Source organism: Pseudoxanthomonas sp. PXM04 (assembly GCF_014851695.1).
Lineage (GTDB): Bacteria > Pseudomonadota > Gammaproteobacteria > Xanthomonadales > Xanthomonadaceae > Pseudoxanthomonas_A > Pseudoxanthomonas_A beigongshangi.
Genome location: NZ_JACVAG010000001.1, coordinates 1,069,620 through 1,093,932 on the forward strand (window position 1 = coordinate 1,069,620; position 24,313 = coordinate 1,093,932).

The 24,313-nt window shown below is 66.1% G+C and carries 23 protein-coding genes; 7 read left to right on the forward strand and 16 right to left on the reverse strand.

Features of this window, described 5'->3' with window-relative positions; all coding sequences use genetic code 11:
• Positions 1-67: 67 nt before the first annotated feature.
• From IB228_RS05020 to IB228_RS05050, 7 genes are all read right to left on the reverse strand, one after another.
• A complete protein-coding gene (locus IB228_RS05020) occupies positions 68-1,294 on the reverse strand; it encodes a serine hydrolase domain-containing protein (protein WP_225562224.1) in 1,227 nt (408 codons plus the stop codon).
• Positions 1,295-1,375: 81 nt separating this feature from the next.
• Positions 1,376-1,915: a DUF2884 family protein gene (locus tag IB228_RS05025; protein ID WP_192197726.1), complete on the reverse strand. Its 540-nt coding sequence runs from the start codon at positions 1,913-1,915 to the stop codon at positions 1,376-1,378.
• Positions 1,916-1,926: 11 nt separating this feature from the next.
• Positions 1,927-2,769, reverse strand: coding sequence for a hypothetical protein (locus tag IB228_RS05030; RefSeq protein ID WP_183641792.1), 843 nt, complete (start codon positions 2,767-2,769; stop codon positions 1,927-1,929).
• 71 nt (positions 2,770-2,840) lie between these two features.
• Positions 2,841-3,836: an ABC-2 transporter permease gene (locus IB228_RS05035; protein ID WP_192197727.1), complete on the reverse strand. Its 996-nt coding sequence runs from the start codon at positions 3,834-3,836 to the stop codon at positions 2,841-2,843.
• A complete protein-coding gene (locus tag IB228_RS05040) occupies positions 3,833-4,708 on the reverse strand; it encodes an ABC transporter ATP-binding protein (protein WP_192197728.1) in 876 nt (291 codons plus the stop codon). The genes IB228_RS05035 and IB228_RS05040 overlap by 4 nt, the downstream gene beginning before the upstream one ends.
• Positions 4,708-5,070 carry a GntR family transcriptional regulator gene (locus IB228_RS05045; protein WP_183641782.1) on the reverse strand — a complete coding sequence of 121 codons (363 nt, stop codon included), beginning with the start codon at positions 5,068-5,070 and terminating at the stop codon, positions 4,708-4,710. Before IB228_RS05045 ends, IB228_RS05040 begins: the two co-directional genes overlap by 1 nt.
• A 3-nt stretch (positions 5,071-5,073) precedes the next feature.
• A complete protein-coding gene (locus IB228_RS05050; RefSeq protein ID WP_192197729.1) occupies positions 5,074-5,328 on the reverse strand; it encodes a hypothetical protein in 255 nt (84 codons plus the stop codon).
• A 159-nt stretch (positions 5,329-5,487) separates the two neighbouring features.
• Between IB228_RS05050 and IB228_RS05055 the strand changes: the two genes are divergently transcribed.
• From IB228_RS05055 to IB228_RS05080, 6 genes are all read left to right on the forward strand, one after another.
• Positions 5,488-6,021 (forward strand): glutathione peroxidase, encoded by a 534-nt coding sequence (locus IB228_RS05055; protein ID WP_183644681.1) that lies wholly within the window; start codon positions 5,488-5,490, stop codon positions 6,019-6,021.
• A gap of 79 nt (positions 6,022-6,100) precedes the next feature.
• Positions 6,101-7,036: an FKBP-type peptidyl-prolyl cis-trans isomerase gene (locus IB228_RS05060; protein WP_183641776.1), complete on the forward strand. Its 936-nt coding sequence runs from the start codon at positions 6,101-6,103 to the stop codon at positions 7,034-7,036.
• Positions 7,037-7,067: 31 nt separating this feature from the next.
• A complete protein-coding gene (locus IB228_RS05065; RefSeq protein ID WP_183641773.1) occupies positions 7,068-8,420 on the forward strand; it encodes a UDP-glucose/GDP-mannose dehydrogenase family protein in 1,353 nt (450 codons plus the stop codon).
• Positions 8,410-8,643: a SlyX family protein gene (locus IB228_RS05070; RefSeq protein WP_141453069.1), complete on the forward strand. Its 234-nt coding sequence runs from the start codon at positions 8,410-8,412 to the stop codon at positions 8,641-8,643. The genes IB228_RS05065 and IB228_RS05070 overlap by 11 nt, the downstream gene beginning before the upstream one ends.
• A gap of 57 nt (positions 8,644-8,700) precedes the next feature.
• Positions 8,701-9,333 (forward strand): DUF2058 family protein, encoded by a 633-nt coding sequence (locus tag IB228_RS05075; protein ID WP_192197730.1) that lies wholly within the window; start codon positions 8,701-8,703, stop codon positions 9,331-9,333.
• Between the two features lie 9 nt (positions 9,334-9,342).
• On the forward strand, positions 9,343-10,050 hold the full coding sequence (locus IB228_RS05080) for an alpha/beta hydrolase (RefSeq protein ID WP_192197731.1): 708 nt from the start codon (positions 9,343-9,345) through the stop codon (positions 10,048-10,050).
• On the opposite strand, the gene IB228_RS05085 is transcribed toward IB228_RS05080, so the two are convergent.
• The 6 genes from IB228_RS05085 to IB228_RS05110 form a co-directional block, all read right to left on the reverse strand.
• Complete coding sequence (locus tag IB228_RS05085) at positions 10,047-11,201, reverse strand: MFS transporter (protein WP_183644677.1); 1,155 nt, start codon at positions 11,199-11,201, stop codon at positions 10,047-10,049. The genes IB228_RS05080 and IB228_RS05085 overlap by 4 nt on opposite strands.
• A gap of 20 nt (positions 11,202-11,221) precedes the next feature.
• On the reverse strand, positions 11,222-11,914 hold the full coding sequence (locus IB228_RS05090; RefSeq protein WP_183641764.1) for a hypothetical protein: 693 nt from the start codon (positions 11,912-11,914) through the stop codon (positions 11,222-11,224).
• Positions 11,915-12,223: 309 nt separating this feature from the next.
• Positions 12,224-14,920, reverse strand: a complete 2,697-nt coding sequence (metH, locus tag IB228_RS05095; RefSeq protein WP_192197732.1) for a methionine synthase — start codon at positions 14,918-14,920, stop codon at positions 12,224-12,226.
• On the reverse strand, positions 14,920-15,519 hold the full coding sequence (locus IB228_RS05100; RefSeq protein WP_192197733.1) for a short chain dehydrogenase: 600 nt from the start codon (positions 15,517-15,519) through the stop codon (positions 14,920-14,922). Before IB228_RS05100 ends, metH begins: the two co-directional genes overlap by 1 nt.
• Before the next feature lie 8 nt (positions 15,520-15,527).
• Positions 15,528-16,616, reverse strand: a complete 1,089-nt coding sequence (locus tag IB228_RS05105; protein WP_192197734.1) for a homocysteine S-methyltransferase family protein — start codon at positions 16,614-16,616, stop codon at positions 15,528-15,530.
• Positions 16,613-17,542 carry a metalloregulator ArsR/SmtB family transcription factor gene (locus tag IB228_RS05110; RefSeq protein ID WP_192197735.1) on the reverse strand — a complete coding sequence of 310 codons (930 nt, stop codon included), beginning with the start codon at positions 17,540-17,542 and terminating at the stop codon, positions 16,613-16,615. The genes IB228_RS05105 and IB228_RS05110 overlap by 4 nt, the downstream gene beginning before the upstream one ends.
• 139 nt (positions 17,543-17,681) lie before the next feature.
• On the opposite strand from IB228_RS05110, the gene IB228_RS05115 reads away from it, so the two are divergent.
• A complete protein-coding gene (locus tag IB228_RS05115) occupies positions 17,682-18,830 on the forward strand; it encodes an acyl-CoA dehydrogenase family protein (protein WP_192197736.1) in 1,149 nt (382 codons plus the stop codon).
• Between the two features lie 133 nt (positions 18,831-18,963).
• Here IB228_RS05115 and IB228_RS05120 read toward each other — a convergent pair whose 3' ends face one another.
• From IB228_RS05120 to IB228_RS05130, 3 genes are all read right to left on the reverse strand, one after another.
• Positions 18,964-19,743: a hypothetical protein gene (locus tag IB228_RS05120; protein WP_192197737.1), complete on the reverse strand. Its 780-nt coding sequence runs from the start codon at positions 19,741-19,743 to the stop codon at positions 18,964-18,966.
• Between the two features lie 163 nt (positions 19,744-19,906).
• Complete coding sequence (locus tag IB228_RS05125) at positions 19,907-23,080, reverse strand: efflux RND transporter permease subunit (protein WP_183641743.1); 3,174 nt, start codon at positions 23,078-23,080, stop codon at positions 19,907-19,909.
• Between the two features lie 13 nt (positions 23,081-23,093).
• Positions 23,094-24,287 carry an efflux RND transporter periplasmic adaptor subunit gene (locus IB228_RS05130; protein WP_192197738.1) on the reverse strand — a complete coding sequence of 398 codons (1,194 nt, stop codon included), beginning with the start codon at positions 24,285-24,287 and terminating at the stop codon, positions 23,094-23,096.
• Positions 24,288-24,313: the final 26 nt, after the last annotated feature.

Genomic DNA, 24,313 nt, shown 5'->3' on the forward strand with positions numbered 1-24,313 from the left:
GGCGCGGGATGCGTCCGGAGATCAGGACGCGCGGGGCTCGCGGGTGTGACCCGGCGTGGGCGAATGGTCATCGGGAGGCAACCTTGGCGGGCAGCGGCCAACCGGTGCAGGGGGGATGCGGTTGCGCATTGGCATCCGGCGCGCGCAATTCAGGATGGTCGTAGGGCAGGTAGCTTTGCCAGTACCAGGGAAAGCAGACCGGTCCCAGCTTGTACTCGATGAGATAGGGGAAAATGCTGTCGGCATTGGAGCTGTTGCTCATCAGCAGCAGGCAGTCACGCCCGTCGCGCACGCACACCGCGATGTTGCGGGTGCCGTCGTCGTGCCCGCCCTTGAAGAACGCTCGGCCTTCCTGTGTCCGGTACACACTCCAGCCGAGCCCGTAGGCCAGTTCGATCGCCGCGTTGTCGGTGGTGGTCTCGGTGGACAGGGTGGGGAACTGCTGGACCGAATCGATGCGCACCTGCGTGCCGAACAATTCGTCGCGTGTCCCGGCGTCCAGCCCCTCGTTGCGCGACAGGCCGGCCAGGAACGCCGCGAAATCGCGCAGGGTGGTATCCATCGAACCGGCGGCCCGCACCGCGCCGCGCTGCTTGTGGCCGAGGGATTCCCCGTCCTCGTCGTAGCCCTGCGCCAGGTTGGCGGCGAACGCGTCGCGCCAGGTCATGCCGCTTCCGCGCATGCCGAAGCGATCGAACACCCGTTCCTGCATCAGCGTGCCGACATCGACGCCCAGGCCATGCTCGATCACGAACTGCAGCAGGTTGATGCCCTCGCCGGAGTAGGCGAAACGGCTGCCGGGGTCGAACGCGAAGGCCAGCTTCGCGTGTTCGTCGTAGCCTTGCGGAGTGAAGAACCGGAAATTCGGGAAGCCGGCGGTATGTGCCAGCAGCATGCGTGGGGTCAGTCGCCGCCAGCGTTCGTCGCCGGCCAGATCGGCGTACTTCTCGTACTCCGGCAGCGGGCGGGGCAGGTAGTCGGCGATGGAGCGATCCAGATCCAGCCGCCCGTCCCGCACCAGCCCCATCACCGCGTACGCGAATGCGCCCTTGGTGAGCGAAGCGGCGTACATCGTGGTATCGGGCGTCAGCGGCAGGTTCCGTTCGACGTCGCGCAGGCCGTAGGTCTTCAACTCGGCCACCTTGCCGTCATGAATGACGGCCAGCGCGAGGCCGGTCACGCGGGCCTCCCGCATCAGCGTTTCGACCGGGTCGGGGACGCTTTCCGCGGCCATGCCCGCAACGGGGACGGCGACGGTGCACAGGCACAACAACAGCGACCACATCCCTTTCATGGTTCGGCCTCGCGTCTTGTCGTGGAACCGCCGCGGCAAACCCCTTGCCGCGGCGGGAAAATGACCGGTCCTGCGGAAGGATCAGTCCTTGCCGCAGTCGTCGATGTCTTGCTGATCCAGGTTGGCGTAGGGACGGAATGCCGGCACCTGCGCCGCCAGCGCGTCCTGGGCGGTGCGCAGTCCGGTCAGGCGGGTGCAGATCTTGTTCGCCTCGGCCTCGATCTTCTTGGCCTCGGCGTCCATCCGCGCGTCGATGTCGTCGGTGTTGCCGCTGATCACGCCGCTGATCGCCGCCCCGACCGCCTTGCCGGCCATCTTGGCGCCCTGCTTGCCGACCGCGATGCCGGCCTGGGTGATGCCTTCCAGTTCGCCGTAGTAGGCCGAGACCAGCTTGCGCTGATCCGGCGTCAGCGCCACCGCCTTGCCGTCGATGACCAGGTCGCCGTTGGCGCCGATTTTGGCCTTGGGATAACCATCGGCGTTGATGGTGAGTTCGCCGTCGCCGAAGCGGGCGATCTTGCCGTTGCCATTGTCGATGCTGGCCTGCGGCTTGCAGGCGGCCAGCGAGAGGGCCAGGACCAGGCCGACGCCCAGGCTGGCGGAAAGGGACGGAGTGCGCATGGCGGAATTCCTCAATGGCGACGGGGAAGGGAAACGGTGCCGGCGACACCGGAATGATCGATCGAGCCGCTGCCGACGGAACGCACGCTCAGGCCGCCGCGGACTTCGCGCGCGCCGACATTGCCGGAACCGACGCTGCCGATGACAACGTCGCCGCCGATGCGGGACAGCTCGGCATCGCCGGAGCCGATGGATTCGATCTCGACCCGGCCCTGACCATCCTCGAGGTCGAAATCGCCCGAACCGATGGTGCCGATGCTGACCGGCCCGCGGACGTGGCGCGCCTGCGCGTCGCCGGAGCCGATGCTGATGCCTTTCAGCGAGCCGGCGCCATCGACTTCGACATCGCCGGACCCGACATCGAAGGCGACCAGCCCGCGGGTTTCGCGGATCACCGCGTCGCCGGAGCCGACGTCGGCGCTGACGATGGCGGCACCGCGTACCTCCGCGTCCCCCGACCCGACCTTGAGCTGGACCGGCATGTTGTCGGGCACGCTGCCGTCGAGTTCCAGGTAGGCGTAGTTCTTGCTGAAGAAGATGCCCTGGCTCCGGCCTTCGCGTCGCAGGAGCACCACCAGCTTGTCGCCCTCGCGGCGCTGGGTGACGGACAACTGCGGCAGCAGCTTGGCGTCGGAGGCGCAGGCCCGGCCCCGCAGCCCGTGGTGGTTGCCGGAGCGGGCCACCAGTTTCAGGTCATGCGAGGCCACGTCGAACACCACGGCCTTGGCATCGCCGATGTCCAGGTCCAGTTGGCGGGGCTCGGTGTGCTTGCAATTGTCTTCGGCGGCGATTGCCGGGGCCGCGATGGCGATGGCAACGGCCAGGACGGGCAGCGACAGGAAAACACGGTGCATGGGAATCCTCCGTACGGAACGCGGGTGGTTGACCGGGTGGGCGGCGGCGTGGCGCCGCCGCCCGCGCCGGATCACTCGCTGTCGCGCCAGCGGCGCAGGTAGATGGCGGCGGCGATCAGGCCGGCGCCGATGACCGCGCCGATCCACAGGTCGGCAGTGCCGAAGACCTGCCAGTTGTTGCCCAGGTTCATCATCCGCACCAGGTCGTCGGGGGTGTTGACGTTCTGGCCGGCCAGCTGGTCGTTGGTCAGGTTCAGCGGTGACCAGGTTCCCGGCACCACACTCAGCAGGCCGCGATAGACCACGGTGTACCAGAGCGGGCCATACGGGATGTCGATGCCCAGGATGCCCAGCATGCTGATGATCACGCAGGCCAGCACCGGAATCAGCACCGCCCACAGGAACGGCTTGCTGCGCGCCCAGGCCGAGCAGAACATCAGCCAGCCCACCGCGGGCAGCGCCCAGAACAGGTAGATCGGCAGGGTCGACAGCACGTTGGCGATGATGCTCAGCGGATGCGAATGGGTGAACATCGCCCAGCCACCCGGTACGCCCATGATGCCCATCGCGCTGGCGGCGATGATCCACAGCGCCACGCCGACCAGCACGCCGATGCCGATGGCCAGCAGCGGTCCCAGGAACAGGGCCCAGGTCGCTTTCGACAGCACCATCTGGGTATCGGTGACGGGCAGCGACTTCCAGAACAGGATGCTGCGATCACGGCGATCGTCGTGCAGGGTGCCCAGGGTGTAGAAGAACACCACGAACGCCAGCACGATCTGGGTCAGGCCCATGCCGCCCATCAGGATGCCGTCGCCGACCTGGCCGATCTGGCGGACGTGATCCAGCATGTCACCGTCCACGTTCATGTTGAAGTCCATGTCGTTCTTCACCTGGAAGAACTTGATGACCCCGATCATGGCGGCGATGAAGGACAGCACGGTGATGATGGCGCCGGTGATCACCGGCGCCCACAGGAAGCCGCCGCGGTTTTCCCAGAACTCGCGTTTCAACAGCCACTTGAAGGCGGAGCCCTTGGTGGCATGCACAGTGGTGGCGGTGTTCATGCGTAGGTTCCTTTCATGATGGCGACGAACAGATCGGCCAGGCCGGGATTGCGCGTCTCGCCCAGTTCGGCGAGCCGGCCGCGGTCGATGCCGTCATACAGGAAAACGCTCTTGCCGAATGGCAGGCCGCGTTCGTCGATGGGGTTCAGGGCGCGCGCCTGTTCGACCTTGTCGGAAGAGACCAGCAACTCCGTGTAGCGCTCGGCCACCTCGTCCATCTGCGCGGTCAGCACGATCCGGCCGTCGCGGATGAACATCACGTCGGTGAGGATGTGTTCGATCTCCTCGACCTGGTGGGTGGTGACGATGATGGTCTTCTGCTCGTCGAAGTAGTCCTCCAGCAGGCGCTGGTAGAACTGCTTGCGATAGAGGATGTCCAGGCCGAGGGTCGGCTCGTCCAGCACCAGCAGGCGGGCGTCGATCGCCATCACCAGGGCCAGGTGCAACTGCACGATCATGCCCTTGGACATCTCGCGGACCCGCAGGTCCGGGCGCAACTGGGTGTTGGCCAGGAAACGCTCGCATTTTGCGCGGTCGAAGCGGGGATGCACGCCGGCCACGAAATCGATGGCCTCGCGAACCCTCATCCAGCGCGGCAGCACCGCCACGTCGGCGATGAAGCACACGTCGTTCATCAACTGGCCACGCTGCTTGCGCGGATCCAGGCCCAGTACCTTCAGGTCGCCCTCGAACGGGGTCAGCCCGAGGATGGCCTTCAGCGCGGTGGTCTTGCCGGCGCCGTTGGGGCCAATCAGGCCGATGATCTTGCCGGCTTCGATCTGGAAGCTGGTGTTGTCCAGCGCCAGCTTGCTCCGGTAGGTCTTGCGCAGGCCCTGGGCGGTCACCACGGGATTGGAAATCACGGCGCTCATCACTTGTTCCCCTTGACTTGCAGCAGTTCCTCGATCGACAGCCCCAGGCGTTCGATGCGCTGGGCCACGGCCGGCCATTCATCGTGCAGGAAGCGCTCGCGTTCGCTCTTGAGCAACTTCTTGGAAGCCTCGTCGGTGACGAACATGCCCAGCCCGCGGCGCTTCTCCACCAGCGCCTCGTCGGCCAGTTCCTGGTAGGCGCGCGAGACGGTGATCGGATTGAGCTGGTACTCGGCCGCCACCTGGCGGACGGAGGGGAGGGCGTCGCCCGGTTTCAGAACTCCGTCTAGCATCATGGCGATCACCCGATCCTTCAGTTGGCGGTAGATGGGAGCACCGTCGCTCCACTGGATGTTGACCATGGCTCAACCCCGTGGGCGCAGCGACTGCGCGAATGAGAAATAGGGCATCGACAGCGTGGCGCGGGCGCGGCGGCGCGGGTGGACCTGCGCATCCTCGGCGGCGGCCGCGGCTTCGATGGTGGAATCGACGCCGGCCAAAGGACTGCCTTCCATGGCATTCCGCTGGCGGGTCCCGGTGGTGCCCATCAGCAGACCCAGGGTCAGGAGGGCGCCACTGGCCGCCAGGCCGGACAGCGTATTGAGCAGTTTCGGTTTCATTGCGTCTCCCCCTTCATTGGGTGAGTGGTGTTGTATGTAACTATAACACCAGAACACAGGCCGTCAACTACCCGGGCGCCGTTTCGTAACCCAACTGAAGGCATACTTGTCGACCCCGACCGGAAGGAACTCCAGATGAAGCGCAAGTGGCTGAAAAACATGACTTTAATCGTCGCTTTGGTGGCGGCGGGAAGCGTCTGGGCCGCCGGGCTGCTGGACGTCAGCTATCGGCCGCTGGCCGGCAAGACCCCGGTCCGGCTGAACGAGAAGTACGCCGGGCAGGTCCTGCTGATCGTCAACACCGCCAGCAAATGCGGCTTCACGCCGCAGTACGAGGGCCTGGAAGCGCTGCACCGGAAGTACGCCGGGCGCGGATTCGCGGTGCTTGGCTTTCCGTCCAATGATTTCAAGGGCCAGGAACCCGGCAACGAGCAGCAGATCCAGGAGTTCTGCACGCTGACCTACGGGGTCAAGTTCCCGATGTTCGAGAAGGTGCATGTGATCGGCCCGGAAACCACGCCGTTGTATCGCTCGCTCAGCCAGGCCACCGGCGTCGCGCCGGGCTGGAATTTCCACAAGTACCTGGTCGCGCGCGATGGCCGGGTGGTGGCGAATTTCCCCAGCAAGATCAAGCCGGATGACCCGGCACTGGTGGCCGCCATCGAGCGCGAACTGAAGGCGGCGCGGCGTTGAACCCTGCACGCTGCCGTAGCTTGCGTGCGACAATACGGGATTGGTGCCGCCATCGCGGCAAGTTGCGAGGAGTCGAGGGATGAAGCGGTCGGTGCGCGGTTTCGCCGCGGTTGTGGCAATCACTTTTTCGATGCTGGGAGGCAGCGTGTCTGCACAGGAAAAAACCGCGCTGACGAATGAGCGCGAAAAGGTCAGCTACTCGGTCGGCCTGGATCTGGGCCAATCGTTCGAACCGATTGCGAAGTTCATCGACCTGGCCGCGTTCGAGCGCGCCATGAAGAACGCGATGGACGGTGGCAAGCCGCTGATCAGCCAGGAAGAGGCGCAGGCCACCGACCAGGCGCTGCGCATCAACCTGGCCGCCAGCCAGGGCCAGCAGATCCCGGGCATGCCGCCGGGCAGCCCGCCGCCGGCCGTGGCCAAGGACAAGGTCGGCCTGATGCTGGGCAGCTACATGGTGGGACCGTCGCTGGCCCCGCTGAAGCAGGATCTGGACATGGCGGTGGTGATGCAGGGCATGCGCACCGCGCTGGACAAGAGCGCCAAGCCGCTGCTGACCGCCGAAGACGCGAAGGCGACGATGGAAGCCTTCATGATCCGCCGGCAGAGCGAGAGCGCGCAGCGCAACCGCAACGAAGGCAGCAAGTTCCTGGCCGAGAACAAGGCCAAGAAGGGCGTGATCACCACGCCGTCGGGCCTGCAGTACATGGTGCTGCGCGAAGGCAACGGCGCACGTCCGACCCCGAGCAGCCGAGTGCGCGTGAACTATGTCGGCGCGTTGCTGGACGGCACCGTATTCGACAGTTCCTACGATCGTGGCCAGCCGGCTGAGTTTGGCCTGAACCAGGTGATCCCCGGCTGGACCGAGGGCGTTTCGCTGATGCCCGTCGGCGCCAAGTACCGTTTCTGGATTCCCGGCGACCTCGCCTACGGCAAGGAAGGCGCGCCCGGCGGCAAGATCGGGCCGGACGCCACGCTTACTTTTGACGTTGAGTTGATGGGCATCCTGCAATAAAGCCCGTTCTCCCCCACAACGGAATTCCAGCATGCGAGTAGCGATCTTCGGCACCGGTTATGTCGGCCTGGTGACGGGTACCTGTCTGGCCGAGGTCGGCCACGACATCATCTGCGTCGATATCGATGCCGCCAAGGTCGAAGGCCTGAACAACGGTGTCATCCCGATCTACGAGCCCGGGCTGGAGCCGATGGTCAAGGCCAACCATGCAGCCGGCCGCCTGCGTTTCACCACCGACGCGGCCGAAGCGATCGCGCACGGCGAGGTGATCTTCATCGCCGTGGGCACGCCGCCGGACGAGGATGGCAGCGCGGATCTGCAATACGTGCTGGCGGTGGCCCGCACCATCGGCCAGCACATCCAGCGGCCGACCGTGGTGGTCGACAAGTCGACGGTGCCGGTCGGCACCGCCGATCGCGTGGGTGACGCGATCCAGGCGGAGCTGCAAAAGCGCGGCGTGGAGATCCCGTTCGATGTGGTCTCCAACCCGGAATTCCTGAAGGAGGGTGACGCGGTCAAGGACTGCATGCGCCCGGACCGCATCGTCATCGGCGCCAACAATCCGGCCGCGGTCGAGAAGCTCAAGCGCCTGTACGCGCCATTCAACCGCAACCACGAGCGCATCGTGGTGATGGACGTGCGTTCGGCGGAACTGACCAAGTACGCGGCCAACGCGATGCTGGCGACCAAGATCAGTTTCATGAACGAGATCGCCAACATCGCCGAGCGTGTCGGCGCCGACGTCGAGCATGTCCGCCAGGGCATCGGCTCGGATCCGCGCATCGGCTGGTATTTCATCTATCCGGGCGCCGGTTATGGCGGTTCCTGCTTCCCCAAGGACGTGCAGGCGCTGGCCCGCACCGCCCAGCAGCATGGCTACACGCCGCGCCTGCTCGATGCCGTGGAAGAAGTCAACGACGCACAGAAGGGACACCTGTACGAACTGATCCAGCGCCACTACGACCGTGGCGAGGACGAGGGCGTGCGCGGTCGCACCTTCGCGGTGTGGGGACTGGCATTCAAGCCCAACACCGACGACATGCGCGAAGCTTCCAGCCGTCGCCTGCTGGCGCAGTTGTGGGAGGGCGGCGCCAAGGTCCGCGCCTACGATCCGGAAGCCAGCCATGAAGCGCGCCGCATCTTCGGCGAGCGCGATGATCTGGTGCTGTGCGACTCCGCCGCGTCCGCGCTGGACGGTGCCGATGCGCTGGTGGTGGTTACCGAATGGAAGCAGTTCCGCAGCCCGGATTTCTCCCGGCTCAAGAGCCTGCTCAAGGACGCGGTGATTTTCGACGGCCGCAATCTCTACGAGCCGGCCGAAGTCGAACAGGCCGGCCTCGCGTACTACGGCATCGGCCGCGGACGTTCCATCCATGCCGAGTGACCTGTTCGCGCAGGACCGGCTGGAACAGCGCCTGGTCGAACTGGAGACACGCCTGACCTTCCAGGAGCAGGCCATGGCCGAGCTGAGCGAGGCCCTGGCCGACGCCCGCGCCGAGAGCGGGCGCAACACCGAGCTGCTGATGAACCTGTTGTCGGACCTGCGCAAGCTGCGGGGCGAACTGTACGCCGATCCCGCCGACGAGCCGCCGCCGCCGCATTATTGATACGCTTGGCACCGCGCCCGCCACGGGCGCGCTGTGTTCACCGCCGAATTTCCCGCAATGAGCGATTCCCTCCGCGATCAACTCCTCGGCCTGGGCTTCAAGCCCGCGCCGAAACCCGAGCGCAAGCCGCAGGCCGGCCAGCATCCCAACAAGCCCCAGGGCAGGCATCCCGGCAAGCCGGGACAGGCCAACAAGGGGAAGCCGGGCGGCAGGCCCGGCAGGCCGCATCCGCCGGCAGGCCAGGGCAAGGGCGGCAAGCGCGAGGGCGACATCGATCTCGCCAAGGCCTACGCGATCCGCGCGCAGAAGGAAAAGGACGAGCGTATCGAGACCGAACGCCAGAAGCAGGAAGAGGCGCGCCTGCGCCGCGAGGCCAAGGCGCGGCTGGAAACCCTGCTGAAGGATCAGGCGCTGAATGATCCCGCGGCGGAAATCGCGCGGCATTTTCCGTATGGCGGCAAGATCAAGCGCATCTATGTCAACGAAGCCCAGCTCAAGGCGCTCAATGCGGGCGAACTGGGCGTGGTCCAGTTGAATGGCCGCTACCTGCTGGTGAGCGCGGATGTGCTGGCGCAGGCCGAGGCAACGTTCGCGCCTGCGGTCGCGTTGAAGGTCGATCCCGATGCGCCGGCCGAAGCCGATCCCTACGCGGATCCCAAATTCCAGGTACCCGACGATCTGGTCTGGTAAGCCGTTCCGGTGAACACGCGGGCGCCGACGCTGTGCCTGCTGCCCGGCCTGGATGGAACCGGGCACCTTTACCGGAATCTGGTCCGCTGCCTGGACACGGATTTCGAGGTCCGTACGCTGGCCTATGACAGCCGTCGGTTCGACGGCTATTCGCCGTTGGCCGACGCGCTGGCACCGCAGTTGCCCCGGGACCGCGATTTCGTCCTGATCGCCGAATCCTTCGCGGGACCGCTGGCGGCCGAGCTCGCGGGCCGATGCCCGCGGGGACTGCGCGCGCTGGTGCTGGCCGCGAGCTTCGTGTCCTCGCCGTTGCCGGCCAGTCGCCTGTTGGCTGGTGTGCTGGAACATCTGCCGGCGACGCTGCCGCCGGGCCTGTTGCTGGAACGGCTGCTCGCCGGCCGCGGCGCGGGGCGCGAACTGAGGGCGGAATTGCAGTCGGTGCTCCGGACCATTCCGATGGAAGTGCTGCGGCGTCACGCGCTGGCGGCATTGCGCGGCGATGCAGGGAAAACGCTGGCAAGCCTGGAAGTGCCGGTGCTGTATCTGCAAGGGACGCGGGATCGCCTCATCGGCCGGTGGGCCGGGAACCAGGTGCTTCAACTGGCGCGGGATGCCGAGTTGTGCCGGATCGACGCGCCGCATTTCCTGTTCCAGGTCGCCACCGACGCCGCCGTCGCGGCGATTACCGGATTCCTCGAACGGCGAGGGCTTGCCTAGCCCACCGCAGGATGGGCGGTGGCGCGTGGGGGCACCAGCCAGCGCCAGGCGATGAGCGCGGCGAGCAGGGCGAAGCCACCCGCGGCCGCGAACGCCACGGAGCCGCTGAAGCGCCACAACTGACCGGCGATCAGGGCGCCGGCCACGCCGCCAATGCCGGAGGAGAGGCCATAGAACACGCCCTGGCCATGGCCATTGAGCCGACCGGGGAAGAACCGGGCGAGCAGTTGCATCGCGGCGGCGAAGAACCCGCCGAAGTTGAGCGCATGGGTGATTTGCGCCAGTCCCAGCAGCCAGGCGTTGTCCGGCCAGAGCGCGGTCGCCCACCAGCGCAGAGCGGCGCTGAGCATCGCCACCGCCATCACCTTGCCCGCGTCCCAACGCCGGAAAATCCGCGCCGACAGGAAGAACACCCCGATCTCGGCGAGTACGCCGACCGTCCAGAACAGGCCCAGGCGGGAGGCGGAGTAGCCGTGCTCGCTCAAATAGATGGCGAAGAAGGTGTAGTAGGGGCCGAACGAGATCTGGATGAGGAAGGCGGCGACGAAGAACGCGCGCACCGCAGGTTGCTTCAGGCGTGCCCGGAAACCGGCCTGGTCCGGGGAATCCGCTTCCCGCGGCGGATGCTCGTAATGGTTGGCGTAGGCCGAGGCCAGCAGCGCGGCCAGCAGCGGCAGCATCAGCCAGGGCAGGCTGCCGGCACCGAAACGGTCGAGCAGTGGCCCGTACGAGGACACCACCATGATGAAGCCGATCGAACCCCAGACCCGCACTTGGCCGTAGCGATGCGGCTGCGCGGCGAGATGGCCCAGGGTGATCGATTCGAATTGCGGCATCACCGCGTTGTAGGCGAAGCAGAACGCGCACATCACCACGAACAGGCCGGTGAATCCCAGCGGCAGCAGGAAGAGCGCGAACGCCAGCAGGGTCAGCCAGCATCCCAGGTGCAGCCAGCGGATGGGGCGCGGCGAACGTGCCGCCAGCGTGGTCCAGGTGCTGGGCGCGAGTATGCGGGTGGCATACCACAGGCTCATCAGTACGCTGATTGCGCCGACCTGCATGCCACGCGATTGCAGGAACAGGCTCCAGTAGGGCGAGAACGCACCCAGTGCGGCGTAGTACGCGAGATAGAAGCTGGACAGCCGCGCCATCGGAACGGCGGCGGACGGTGTCACAGCAGATCCTGCACGGGGGCAGCCAGCAGTTCGCGGGTGCCGTGCGCCAGCCGGCGCAGGCGCGAGATGCCCAGATCCCGGATCAGCGAATGGCTCTGGTGCGGCAGCGGCGAATCGTAGAGGTCGTGCGGGGCCACGTTCTTGCCCGGCACGCCGGGAACGAATTCCAGTCCGGCGGCGGCATAGCAGTGCTGGACCAGCGCCGAACAGTACAGCGCGCCTTCCTTGGCCAGCAGATTGTCGCGTTGGCGCAGGCGCGTACTGTGCAGGGCGAACAGCGTGCCGACCAGTTCGCCCAGCGAATAGCTGGACAAGCCGGCCAGCAGTTCCAGCCCGGCGACCTGCACCTGCCGGATCTGGGTCTCGTCCAGTCCGAAGTCCAGCACGGCGAGGTTGGGGAACGTCTCCTCGTCGAAATAGCGGGCCAGCCGGTTTTCCTGCACGCCGAGGCGAATCTGGCGGTAGCGCAGATCCAGATCCGACTCCAGTACCCACCAGTGCCCGTCCACGCGCTGTTCCATGAAGATGAATGCGTGCGACCACAGGCTGCGATGGCCATCGCCCGTCAACGGCCCCTGCGCCTTGCGGATCAGCTTGTTGATCCAGTCACGCCCGCCGGAGAGGCCGATGCGCCCGGGCGCGGCATGCTTGAGCAGGAAGGCGGCGTTGGTGCTCTGGGCAGCGTCCATGCGGAGGCGATGCGGTAGGGAACGCGGATCCTAAACGATGCGCGCTGGACGAGCTTGCCGCGGCATGATGCGGCGTGCTTTCCAACCCTGTTGTTCCACAAGGCGCAGGTAGCCCCCTTGACCAGCCATTCGGCTGTTGAAAGCGAAAAAGGGGGCGGGCACCTGCGGAGCAGGTGACGGGGGATTGGCTCTTTGCGCGAAAAGCAAATCCCCCTCAATCCCCCTTTTGCAAAGGGGGAGGCAAAAGCCGAGCCTTTCCCGAATCCCGGCTTTCAACGGCCGCATGGCCGGTCATCCCGAATCCCGGCCCTATTCCGGGTCGTAATCCAGATTCGACGCCAACCAGCGCTCGGCCTGGACCAGGTCCACGCCCTTGCGGCGCGCATAGTCGGCAACCTGCTCCTTGGACAGCCGGCCGACCACGAAGTACTGGCTCTGCGGATGGCTGAAGTAGTACCCCGATACCGCCGCGGTCGGCAGCATGGCGAAGCTTTCGGTCAGGGTCATGCCGGCGTTCGAACCGGCATCGAGTAGCCGGAACAGCGTGGCCTTCTCGCTGTGCTCCGGGCAGGCCGGATACCCGGGCGCGGGACGGATGCCGCGGTAGCCCTCGGCGATCAGCGCGTCGTTGTCCAGTGATTCGTCGGCGGCAAAGCCCCAGAACTCGGTGCGCACGCGCTGGTGCAGGCGCTCGGCGAAGGCCTCGGCCAGACGGTCGGCCAGCGCCTTGAGCAGGATCGCGTTGTAGTCGTCGTGATCGGCCTCGAAGCGCGCCACGTGCTCGTCGATGCCGATACCGGCGGTGACCGCGAACATGCCGATCCAGTCGGCCTTGCCCGATGCCTGCGGCGCGATGAAATCGGCCAGGCAGAAGTCAGGGCGTTCGACCGGCTTGTCGACCTGCTGGCGCAGGAAATGCAGGGTCTGCGGACCCCCTTCGGTCTGGATGACGACGTCGTCGCCGATCGACTGCGCCGGCCACAGGCCGAACACGCCGCGCGCGGTCAGCCAGCGCTCGCGGATGATCCGGTCCAGCATCGCGCGCGCATCGCGGTACAACTCGCTGGCCTGCGGGCCAACGACCTCGTCGGTCAGGATGGCCGGATACTTGCCGGCCAGTTCCCAGGCCTGGAAGAACGGTGTCCAGTCGATGTATTCGACCAGTTCGGCCAGCGGATAGTCGTCCAGCGCGGTGATGCCGGGCTGGCGTGGCGCGGGCGGGTCGTAAGTGTCCCAGCCGCCGTCGAACTTCTGCCCGCGCGCCTTCTCCAGCGAAACCAGCCGCTTGGCGTCGCCACGGTTGCGGTGGCGCTGCCGGATCTCGGCATAGTCGGCGTCGTTGGCGGCGACGAAGGCCGCGCGCATGTCGCGCGAAATCAGCGATTGCGCCACGCCGACCGCGCGCGAGGCGTCCTTCACCCAGACGGTCGGTGCGTCGTAGTGCGGATCGATCTTCAGCGCGGTATGCGCGCGCGACGTGGTTGCGCCACCAATCAGCAGCGGCATGGAAAAGCCCTGGCGCTGCATCTCGCGGGCGACATGGGTCATTTCCTCCAGCGAAGGCGTGATCAGGCCGGACAGGCCGATGATGTCTGCGTTCTCGGCACGGGCGGTGTCGAGGATCTTCTGCGCCGGCACCATCACGCCCAGGTCGACCACCTCGAAGTTGTTGCAGGCCAGGACCACACCGACGATGTTCTTGCCGATGTCGTGGACGTCGCCCTTGACCGTGGCCATCACGATCTTGCCGTTGGACTTGCCGGCGTCGCCGGTCTTCAGTTTTTCCGCCTCGATGAACGGCAGCAGGTAGGCCACGGCCTTCTTCATGACCCGCGCCGACTTCACCACCTGCGGCAGGAACATCTTGCCGGCGCCGAACAGATCGCCGACCACGTTCATGCCGTCCATCAGCGGACCTTCGATCACGTCCAGCGGCCGTGTCGCCTGCTGCCGCGCTTCCTCGGTGTCTTCCTCGACGAACGCATCGATGCCGTGCACCAGCGCGTGCGCCAAGCGTTCGCGCACCGGCTTGCCACGCCAGGCCAGGTCCTCGGTCTTGCTTTCGCCCTTCTTGCCCTTGTAGCGGTCGGCGATTTCCAGCAACCGCTCGGTCGCGTCGCTGCGGCGGTTGAGGATGACGTCTTCTACCCGTTCGCGCAGTTCCGGGTCCAGGTCGTCATAGATCGGCATCGCGCCGGCGTTGACGATGCCCATGTCCATGCCCGCCTGGATGGCGTGGTACAGGAACACAGAGTGGATGGCCTGACGTACGGTCTCGTTGCCGCGGAAGGAGAACGAGACGTTGGAGACGCCGCCGGACACATGGCAGTGCGGCAGCGTGCGCTTGATGATGCGGGTGGCCTCGATGAAGTCCACCGCGTAGTTGTCATGCTCCTCGATGCCGGTCGCGACCGCGAAGATGTTGGGATCGAAGATGATGTCTTCCGGCGGGAAGCCGACCTGCTCGGTCAGGATCCGGTAGGCGCGCGTGCAGATCTCCACCTTGCGCTCGCAGGTGTCGGCCTGGCCGGTCTCGTCGAATGCCATGACCACGGCGGCCGCGCCGTAGCGCAGCACCTTGCGCGCGTGCTCGATGAAGGCTTCCTCGCCTTCCTTCAGCGAGATGGAGTTGACCACGCCCTTGCCCTGCAGGCATTTCAGGCCGGCCTCGATGACGGTCCACTTGGAGGAGTCGACCATCACCGGGATGCGGGCGATGTCCGGCTCGGAGGCGATCAGGTTGAGGAAGCGGCTCATCGCCTTCTCGGAATCGATCAGGCCCTCGTCCATGTTGACGTCGAGGATCTGCGCGCCGCTGGCGACCTGCTGGCGTGCGACCTCGACCGCCTCCTCGTAGCGCTCTTCCTTGACCAGCTTGCGGAACTGCGCGCTGCCGGTGACGTTGGTGCGTTCGCCGACGTTGACGAACAGCAGATCCGGGGTGATGACCAGCGGTTCGAGCCCGGAGAGGCGGGTATAGCGGGGCGGGGATGTGTTGTTGTCCATTACCAGACCTTGTAGACCTGTCCTGTCTGCACGCCTTCGATGCTGCGCTGGAAGGCCAGCGCGGCGCGGGCGGCGGAAACCGGCTCGAAGCCGGGGAAGAAATCGGCGTAGGCGTCCCACGCTTCGCTGAGCACGGTGGGGCTGACCGCGTTGATGCGCAGTCCTCGCGACAGTTCGCAGGCGGCGGCGCGGACGAAGCCTTCGACCGCGGCATTGACCGCGGTGGCGTTGGCGCCCTGGCGGATCGGCTGCTCGGCGAGGATGCCGGTGGTCAGCGTGATCGAACCGCCGTCATGGAGATGATGCTGGCCGATCAACGCCAGCCGCACCTGGCCCAGCAGCTTGTCCTGCAGGCCGGTGTCGAACTGCGCGGCGGTCATCCTGGCCAGCGGACCGAAATGCACGCTGCCGGCGGCGCTGACGATGGCGTCGAGCCGTCCGGTCGCGGCGAACAGGGCACCCACGCTGGCGTCATCGCGCAGATCGACGCGATGCTCGCCGCTGTTGCGGCCCGCCGTGATCACCTGGTGGCGCTCGCCCAGATGCTGAGCCACCGCGCGTCCCAGGGTGCCGCTGGCCCCCACCACGAGAATCTTCATGCGCGCGCTCAGGCCGCCCGGGCCAGCGGCTGCTTCAGGCGCCGCGGCGGAATTCCCGCCACCGCCTCGGCGATGGCCTGGATGTGCGCGGGCGAGGTGCCGCAGCAGCCGCCCACCAGGTTCAGCAGGCCGGACTGGGCGAATTCCTTCAACGTAGCCGCCATTTCTTCCGGCGTCTCGTCGTATTCGCCGAAGGCGTTGGGCAGGCCGGCGTTGGGGTGGGCACTGACGTAGCCGTCGGCCACGTTGGCCAGGGTTTCCACGTGCTCGCGCAGATCGCGCGCGCCCAACGCGCAGTTCAGGCCGATGGACAGCGGTCGGCTGTGTGCCATGGAGGTGTAGAACGCTTCCGCGGTCTGCCCGGACAGGGTGCGTCCGGACGCGTCTGTGATGGTGCCGGAGATCATGATCGGCAGGCGCGCACCACGGGCGTCGAAGGCTTCCTCGATGGCGAACAGCGCGGCCTTGGCGTTGAGGGTGTCGAAGATGGTTTCCACCATCAGGCAATCCGCGCCGCCGTCGATCAGGCCGTCGATGGCCTCGCGGTAGGTGGCGCGCAGTTCGTCGAAGCTGGTGTTGCGGAAACCTGGATCATTGACGTCGGGGCTGATCGAGGCGGTGCGGCTGGTCGGGCCGAGCACGCCGATGACGAAACGCGGCTTGTCCGGCGTCTTCGCTTCGACCTCATCGCAACACGCGCGCGCGACCTGTGCGCCGGCCTTGTTCAATTCGTAGACCAGGTGTTCCAGGTGGTAGTCGGCCTGGCTGACCGCGGTCGCGTTGAAGGTATTGGTCTCGACCAGATCCGCGCCGGCTTCCAGGTACGCGGTATGCACACCGGCGATGACCTCGGGTTTGGTCAACAGCAGCAGGTCGTTGTTGCCCTTCAGATCATGGCCGCAACCGGGGCCGTGTCCATGTCCCGGCTGCCGGCTGTCGAAGCCGTCCACGAACCGCTCGCCGCGATAATCGGCTTCCTGCAGGCCGTGGCGCTGGATCATGGTGCCCATCGCGCCGTCGATGATCAGGATGCGTTGCTCGAGGGCGTCGAGCAGCAACCGCACGCGCTGCGGGTGCAGCCAGGGAAGGGTGTTCATGGTTTGACTCCCAGCAGGGAAATGACTTCGAAATGCGGCGGACGGCGTTCGCGGGTGACGGTCTCGGCGCTCACGATCTGCAGCCCGGCCTTTTCGGCGAACTTGCACAGTTCCTTCTCGGTGAAGCCGAGATTGACGTGGCCATAGGATTCGACCACGGCGCGATGCTCGTGCTTGCCCAGGCTGCTCAACAGCAGGCGCCCGCCCTTGCGCAGCACGCGCGCGGCTTCGGCGACCGCCTGGGCCGGCTTGCTGGCATAGGTCAGTGCATGCATCAGCACCACCAGATCGAAACTGCCGTCCTTGAAGGGCAGGGCGTGCATGTCGCCCTCGCGGACTTCCACATTGGGAAAGCGGCGCAACCGCTCGCCGGCGGCGGCGACCACGCGGGCGCTGGTATCGATGCAGACATAGCGGTGCGAATGCGGCGACAGCAGTTCCGCCAGCACGCCATCGCCGGAGGCGATGTCGAGCACGTCGCCGGTTTCCAGCAGGGGCAGGGCGGTTCGCGCCAGTGCCTCCCAGGTGCGGCCGGGGGAATAATGGCGTTCCATGTCGCCGGCCACCGAGTCGGCCCAGTTCTGGTCGGCGGCGCGGCTGGCCAGCACCGCCGGCAGGCGCTCGGCGTCCTGGCGCAGCAGGGGATCGTCGCTGCCTTCTTTCAGGGCCCGCCACAAGTCCCGCTGGGCCGGGTCCAGTTTGTCCTCGTCGAAGCGATAATAGGCGGACACGCCGGCGCGCCGGTCACGCACCAGGCCGGCTTCCTTGAGCTTGGCCAGGTGGGTGGACACGCGGGGCTGGGCGAGCTGGGTGATGGCGGAGAGCTCGGCCACGGTCAGTTCCTCGCCGGCCAGCAGGGCCAGCAGGCGCACGCGGGTCGCATCGGCGAAGACCTTGAGTCGGCTCGACCAGGCTTCCAGATCCATAAATATCTTCCTATCGCGATATAGAGATATTTTCCGCCTGACGCCGGGTCCGGTCAAGCGGCACATACGCCAGCGCATGGTGTGGGGTCGCCGGGTTACAATTGGTATTCAAAATATTTTGGAGTGAGGGGTTTTAGCCGTGGATTTCGCATTCACCGAAGAGCAGTTGATGATCCAGGACGTGGCGCGCCGGATTGCCCAGGAAAAGATCGCCCCCAGTGCGGAGCACCACGACAAGACCGGCGAATTCCCGCTGGAGAACATCCGCCTGCTCGGTGAGAACGGCCTGATGGGCATCGAGGTGCCGACCGAGTACGGCGGCGCCGGCATGGACCCGATTGCCTACGTGCTGGCGATGGTCGAGATCGCCGCCGGTGACGCGGCCCACTCGACCATCATGTCGGTGAACAACTCGCTGTTCTGCAACGGCATCCTCAAGTTCGGCACCGAAGCGCAGAAGCAGAAGTACGTGCGCGCGATTGCCGAAGGCAAGGAAATCGGCGCCTTCGCGCTGACCGAGCCGCAGTCCGGTTCCGACGCCACCGCCATGCGCTGCCGCGCGCTCAAGCAGGCCGACGGCAGCTACGTGATCAACGGCAAGAAGAGCTGGATCACCTCCGGACCGGTCGCCAAGTACATCGTGCTGTTCGCGATGAGCGAACCGGACAAGGGCGCGCGCGGCATCACCGCGTTCCTGGTCGATACCGACAAGGCGGGCTTCCACCGCGGCAAGACCGAACCCAAGCTCGGCATCCGCGCTTCGGCCACCTGCGAAATCGAGTTCACCGACTACGTGGTGGCTGCCGAGGATGTGCTGGGCGCCGAAGGCGAGGGCTTCAAGATCGCGATGGGGGTGCTGGACGCCGGACGCATCGGCATCGCCTCGCAGGCGATCGGCGTGGCCCGCGCAGCCTATGAGGCGACGATCGCCTATGTGAAGGAGCGCAAGGCCTTCGGTGCGCCGATTGGCACCTTCCAGATGACCCAGGCCAAGATCGCCGACATGAAGTGCAAGCTGGACGCTGCGCTGCTGTTGACCCTGCGCGCGGCCTGGGTGAAGGGCCAGGACCAGCGTTTCAGCAACGAGGCGGCGATTGCCAAGCTGACCGCCTCCGAGGCGGCGATGTGGATCACCCACCAGGCCGTGCAGATCCACGGCGGCATGGGCTACTCCAAGGAGATGCCGCTGGAGCGCTACTTCCGCGACGCCAAGATCACCGAAATCTACGAAGGCACCAGCGAAATCCAGCGCCTGGTCATCGCCCGCAACGAAACCGGCCTGCGCTGAGCCGGCCGCGCCTTTCCGCTCCCAAGGGACGGAAGGACCCGGATGAGAAAACCCGGCTTGCCGGGGTTTTTTCATGGCCCGGTACTGCCGAACCGCGCCGGCAAACCGCCCGATCGTCGATGGAAGGCCGGAATCAATCGGAATCGACGACGAACCGGAATGGATCGGGCGGATCGACGAAGCGGACCGTGCGGAGGCGTCCGGTCTCCACGAAGCGTTCCCCGTCGATGCGATGGTCGATCAGGCGGGCGCCGATAGGCTGCCCGTTTTCATCGCGGACACGGTGGACGGCGGGGAACGAGAGTTGTCCATCCGGCGTGGCGGTCACGGCCGCGCAGGAGGTAAACAGCCCAGGCAGGCGATACAGTCGGGCCCGCGCCGACAATGGGTCGACGAGCAGGAAGAGCGGAATCTCGGAGACACCGGCATCCTCGTCGCCGGGATGGCTTTCGATGCAGAACAGGGCCGGGCGATCACCGTGGCGCGGTGCCACGTGCAGGTCGGCGTACATCGGGTGATGTGTTGCGGACGTCTCTTCGCCGAATGTCCGTGCGTCGTCGAAACGAAAGCTGCGTTCACCCACCGTGACGCCATCGTACGCAAGCCACACGTCGACGTCCTGGCCATCGATGTACGGCTGGAAGCGCACATGCGGATCCTCGATTTTCTCCCGGCCGTACTCTTCCTTGCTGACATAGATATTGCGGACCGACTGCCCCCGTTCCGAGTACGCCGGCGCGGTGAACACGCGGCCGGGTTGCCCGGCGAACAACTCGGCGTAACCATGGCCGGTGGCGCTGCCGTAAATCGTCCGCGCAATTGCCGTTCCGGGGATGAGTACCGGCAGCATCATGGCCAGCAGCAGAAGCACCCGGCCGGAGACCGACCGGCGGCGCCGGGATTCGTGGGACATGGTGTCGCGTGGAAGCGGGGAAAGGAGATGCCAGCCTGTGCCGGTGCGCCAGCCGACACCATCGGAGGATTCCCAAACCGCCTCACGACCCAGCGGGAACACAAATGAAAAAGCCCCGGCATGGCCGGGGCTTTTCTTGCAGTCATGAAGGATTCGTCGTCTTTCAGTGCCCGGGCGCGGGTTCGCTGGGCAGGGCCGGCGGAGCGGTTTCTCCCGCATGGGCACGTTCACGGGAATGGTCGCGGGCCAGGTACAGGTAGAACGCCGGCAGCACGAACAGGGTGAACATGGTGCCGATGGTCATGCCCGAGGCGATCACAACGCCCATCGAGAACCGCGACGCGGCGCCCGGGCCGGTGGCGATCAGCAGCGGGATCATCGCGAACACCAGCGCGGCGGTGGTCATCAATACCGGGCGCAGGCGGATGGCGGCCGCTTCCTCGATGGCCTCGCGCTTGGACAGGCCACGTTCGAGTTGCAGCTTGTTGGCGAACTCCACGATCAGGATGCCGTGCTTGGAGATCACGCCCACCAGCGTCACCAGGCCCACCTGGGTGTAGATGTTGATGCTCATCCCGGGGAAGGCCTCGATACCCATCATCTGCAGGATCTGCGCGGCCAGCGCCAGCACGTTGAGGGTCAGCAATGCGCCGCAGATCGCCATCGGCACGGTCAGCAGCATGATCAATGCGTCGCGGAAGCTCTCGAACTGCGCCGACAGCACCAGGAAGATCACGATCAGGGCCAGCACCAGGGTCATCAGCATCGCCGAGCCCTCCTGCTTGAACTGGCGCGATTCGCCGGCGTAGTCGACCGAGTAGCCCTGCGGCAGCACTTCCTTGGCGGCCTGGTCCAGGATGGCCAGGGCTTCGCCCTTGCTGACGCCGGGACGCGGCGCGAACGTGATCGACACCGCATTGAGCTGCTGGAAGCGCTTGAGCGACTGCGGCTGCGCGCTTTCCTTCAGGGTCACGATGGTCGACAGCGGCACCAGTTCGCCGTCGCGGGTACGGGTGTAGTAGTTCTCGAGATCGCTGGCGTTGAGGCGATCGTTGCGCTGCACCTGCGGAATCACCAGGTAAGAGCGGTTCTGCATCGCGAAGCGGTTGGTATAGCCACCCGACAGCATGGCCGACATGTCGGCCGCCAGCGTCCGCATGTCGATGCCCAGGCTGGCCGCCTTGTCGCGGTTGATCTCCACCTCGATGCGCGGCTTGTCGATCTTCAGGTCCTTGTCCAGGAAGATGAAGCGCTTGCTGGCCATGGCCTTCTGCAGGATGGTGTCGGCCAGCTCGTTGAGCTGGCTCAGCTCGCCCACGCCGCCGATGATGAACTCGCCACCGCCGTCGCCGCCCGCGCTGGGCAGGGACGGGGGCACCAGCGCGAACACGTTCAGGCCACTGACGCCGCTCATCTTCGGCTGCAGTTCCTGCTCCAGCACCGCCTTGGTCGAACGCTCGCGCTGGCTCCAGGGCTTGAGCACGAAGCCGGCCATGGCGCTGGGGCTGGCGCCGCCACCGCTGCCGCCGAAACCGCCGTTGAACAGGAAGTAGTCCTGGATCTCGGGCACGCCCTTGGCAATCGTGGTGACTTCCTCGGTGTAGCGCTCCACGTAGTCCAGGGTGGAGTAGGGATCGGCGCTGGCGATGGAGAAGATGAAGCCTTCGTCTTCCAGCGGCGCCGGTTCCTGCGGCGCGGAGGTGTACAGGAAGGCGCACGAGGCGAGCACCAGCAGGCCGAAGATGCCGATCACCGCCTTGGTTTCCAGGGTCCCGTGCAGGCGGCGCTGGTAGCTGCGGTGCAGGGTCTCGAAGCGGGCGTCCAGCCACTTCTCCAGCTTGCCCTTGCCGCCGGCGCTGTGCGGCTTGAGGATCTTGGCGCACATCATCGGGCTGAGGGTCAGGGCGATCACGCCCGACAGCAGCACCGATCCGGCCAGGGTGAAGGCGAACTCGGTGAACAGCACGCCGGTCAGGCCGCCCTGGAAACCGATCGGCAGATAGACCGCAACCAGGGTGGTGGTCATCGCCACCACCGGCCAGGCCAGTTCGCGCGCGCCCTTGATCGAGGCGTCATAGGGCGACATGCCTTCCTCGATGTGGCGATGGATGTTCTCCAGCACGATGATGGCGTCGTCCACCACGATGCCGATCGCCAGCACCATCGCCAGCAGGGTCAGCAGGTTGATGGTGAAGCCCATCAGCAGCATCAGGAACAGCGCGCCGACCAGCGACAGCGGCACGGTCACCGCCGGAATCAGCACGCTGCGCAGCGAACCCAGGAACAGGAAGATCACCACGATCACGATGATCACCGCTTCCACGATCGTGCTGACCACCTCGTCGATGGCATCCTGGATGGACTCCGTGCTGTCGTAGGGGATCGTCGCCTTGATGCCTTCCGGCAGCTGCGGCACGATTTCACCGTCCCACAGCTTGCGCACTTCCTTGATCACGTCCAGCGAGTTGGCGTCCGGGGCGACGAAGATGCCCATGAAGGTCGCCGCTTCGCCGTTGATGCGCACCGAGGTGCCGTAATTCTCCGAGCCCAGGACCACGTCCGCGACGTCGCCCAGGCGGACGATCGCGCCGTTCTCCTCGCGCACGATCAGGCGGCGGAACTCGTCCGCGTTGCGCAGATCGGTGCGTGCGGTCATGTCGATCGCGACCATCTCGCCCTTGGTCGAACCCACCGCCGACAGCACGTTGTTGTTCTGCAGGGCGTTGGCGACATCGCTGGCGGTGACCCGCAGCGCGGTCATCCGGTCGGGCTTCAGCCAGACGCGCATGGCGAAGGTGCCGGCGCCGAGGATGTCGGCGCGCTGCACGCCGGACACGGTCACCAGCTTGGGCTGGACGACGCGGGTCAGGTAGTCGGTGATCTGGTTGTTGTCCAGGGTCTCGGAAGCGAACGACACGTACATCGCCGCGATCTGCTGGCCCTGCTGCAAGTCGATCACCGGGTCCTCGGACTCCGGCGGCAGCTGGCCACGCATCTTGTTGACCTTGGCGGCGATCTGGGTCAGCGCTTCGTTCGGATCCTGATCCAGGCGGATGTAAGCCTGGATCAGGCTGACGCCGGCCGAACTGGTCGAACTGAGGTACTCGATGCCCTCGGCGCTGGCGACCTCGCGTTCGAGCGGGGTGGTGATGAAGCCCTGGATCAGGTCGGCATCGGCACCGTAGTAGGTGGTGCTGATGTTGACCACCGCGTTGCGCAGTTCCGGATACTGGCGCACGTTCAACTCGGTGAACGAGCGCAGCCCGAACAGCAGGATGAACAGGCTGACGACGACCGCCAGCACCGGTTTGTTGATGAAGATGTCGGTGAATTTCATCGCCGGGTCTCCGTCAACGGTTTTCCGGAGCCGGCGCGGCGTTGGCGCTCGGCTGGACCTTGTTGTTGACCACCACCTCGGCGTCGTTGCGCAGCTTCAGCAGGCCCGTGGTCGCGACCCGTTCGCCGGCCTTGAGGCCCTGGGTGATCGCGATCAGGTCACCACGGGTGGCGCCGGTCTTGACGAAGCGCTGCTTGACGATCAGCTTCTTGCCGGTCAACGGCTTGCCCTGCATGTCGGTCTCGCCCTTGGCGCGGGCGATTTCCTGGATCACGTAGACCGCGTTGCCGTAGGGATTGAAGCTGACCGCGGTCTGCGGCACCACCACCACGTCCTGCGCACTGCCGGTATCGAAGCCGACATGGGCGAAGGTGCCCGGACGCAATGCGCCGTCGGGATTGACCAGGGTCGCCTGGACCTTGAAGTTGCGGGTGGCCACATCGACCAGCGGTTCCACCGCGGTGACCTCGCCCTCGAACACCTGGCCGGGGAGCGCATCGACCGTGGCACGGATCCGGCTTCCGCGGGTCACCTGTCCGACGCGTTGCTCGGGCAGGGTGAAGTCGAGGTAGATCGGATCCAGCGTCTGCAGGGTGACGATCGCGTCGCCCGGGCTCAGGTACTGGCCCAGGCTGACCTTGCGGATGCCGAGCACGCCGCTGAACGGCGCGGTGATGGTCTTCTGCGCGATCAGGGCGCGCTGCGCCTCGACCTGGGCCTGCGCGGTCGCGGCCTGGGTGCTGCGCTCCTCGGCATCGGCCTGCGAGACCAGCTTGTCGCGGGCCAGCGCCTGCCAGCGATCGCGTTGGACGGCGGCCAGCTTGGCGGAAGCTTCCAGCGAACGCAGCACCGCCAGTTCATTGGCCGTATTCAACCGCGCCAGCACCGCGCCTGCCTTCACCGGCTGGCCGACGTTGATCGAAAGCTCGCGCACCACGCCACCGGCCTCGGTGGTCACGTCGGTGCCCTGGATGGCGACGAACGTGCCTACCGCCTGCTGGGCATCGACCCAGCGTTCCCGCTTGGCGGTCCAGTCGGTCACGGTGGAGGCCGGCTGGGGCATGTTGTCGAAGAACTGGTTCATGCCCTGGTTCATGAACGCCTTGATGGCGAACACGCCACCGAAGATCAGGACCACGCCCAGCAGCATCAGGACCATGCGGCGGGTGGTGGAAGGAGGTTTCCGTGCAGTGGCGTTCCGTGTCATGGCGGGCATCGATGGTGGGGGATTCA

Bases quoted from the DNA above. Each gene is read 5' to 3' on its own strand.
- IB228_RS05020 (WP_225562224.1), bottom strand. From the start codon at position 1,294: ATGAAAGGGATGTGGTCGCTGTTGTTGTGCCTGTGCACCGTCGCCGTC.
- IB228_RS05025 (WP_192197726.1), bottom strand. From the start codon at position 1,915: ATGCGCACTCCGTCCCTTTCCGCCAGCCTGGGCGTCGGCCTGGTCCTG.
- IB228_RS05030 (WP_183641792.1), bottom strand. From the start codon at position 2,769: ATGCACCGTGTTTTCCTGTCGCTGCCCGTCCTGGCCGTTGCCATCGCC.
- IB228_RS05035 (WP_192197727.1), bottom strand. From the start codon at position 3,836: ATGAACACCGCCACCACTGTGCATGCCACCAAGGGCTCCGCCTTCAAG.
- IB228_RS05040 (WP_192197728.1), bottom strand. From the start codon at position 4,708: ATGAGCGCCGTGATTTCCAATCCCGTGGTGACCGCCCAGGGCCTGCGC.
- IB228_RS05045 (WP_183641782.1), bottom strand. From the start codon at position 5,070: ATGGTCAACATCCAGTGGAGCGACGGTGCTCCCATCTACCGCCAACTG.
- IB228_RS05050 (WP_192197729.1), bottom strand. From the start codon at position 5,328: ATGAAACCGAAACTGCTCAATACGCTGTCCGGCCTGGCGGCCAGTGGC.
- IB228_RS05055 (WP_183644681.1), top strand. From the start codon at position 5,488: ATGACTTTAATCGTCGCTTTGGTGGCGGCGGGAAGCGTCTGGGCCGCC.
- IB228_RS05060 (WP_183641776.1), top strand. From the start codon at position 6,101: ATGAAGCGGTCGGTGCGCGGTTTCGCCGCGGTTGTGGCAATCACTTTT.
- IB228_RS05065 (WP_183641773.1), top strand. From the start codon at position 7,068: ATGCGAGTAGCGATCTTCGGCACCGGTTATGTCGGCCTGGTGACGGGT.
- IB228_RS05070 (WP_141453069.1), top strand. From the start codon at position 8,410: ATGCCGAGTGACCTGTTCGCGCAGGACCGGCTGGAACAGCGCCTGGTC.
- IB228_RS05075 (WP_192197730.1), top strand. From the start codon at position 8,701: ATGAGCGATTCCCTCCGCGATCAACTCCTCGGCCTGGGCTTCAAGCCC.
- IB228_RS05085 (WP_183644677.1), bottom strand. From the start codon at position 11,201: ATGGCGCGGCTGTCCAGCTTCTATCTCGCGTACTACGCCGCACTGGGT.
- IB228_RS05090 (WP_183641764.1), bottom strand. From the start codon at position 11,914: ATGGACGCTGCCCAGAGCACCAACGCCGCCTTCCTGCTCAAGCATGCC.
- metH (WP_192197732.1), bottom strand. From the start codon at position 14,920: ATGGACAACAACACATCCCCGCCCCGCTATACCCGCCTCTCCGGGCTC.
- IB228_RS05100 (WP_192197733.1), bottom strand. From the start codon at position 15,519: ATGAAGATTCTCGTGGTGGGGGCCAGCGGCACCCTGGGACGCGCGGTG.
- IB228_RS05105 (WP_192197734.1), bottom strand. From the start codon at position 16,616: ATGAACACCCTTCCCTGGCTGCACCCGCAGCGCGTGCGGTTGCTGCTC.
- IB228_RS05110 (WP_192197735.1), bottom strand. From the start codon at position 17,542: ATGGATCTGGAAGCCTGGTCGAGCCGACTCAAGGTCTTCGCCGATGCG.
- IB228_RS05120 (WP_192197737.1), bottom strand. From the start codon at position 19,743: ATGTCCCACGAATCCCGGCGCCGCCGGTCGGTCTCCGGCCGGGTGCTT.
- IB228_RS05125 (WP_183641743.1), bottom strand. From the start codon at position 23,080: ATGAAATTCACCGACATCTTCATCAACAAACCGGTGCTGGCGGTCGTC.
- IB228_RS05130 (WP_192197738.1), bottom strand. From the start codon at position 24,287: ATGACACGGAACGCCACTGCACGGAAACCTCCTTCCACCACCCGCCGC.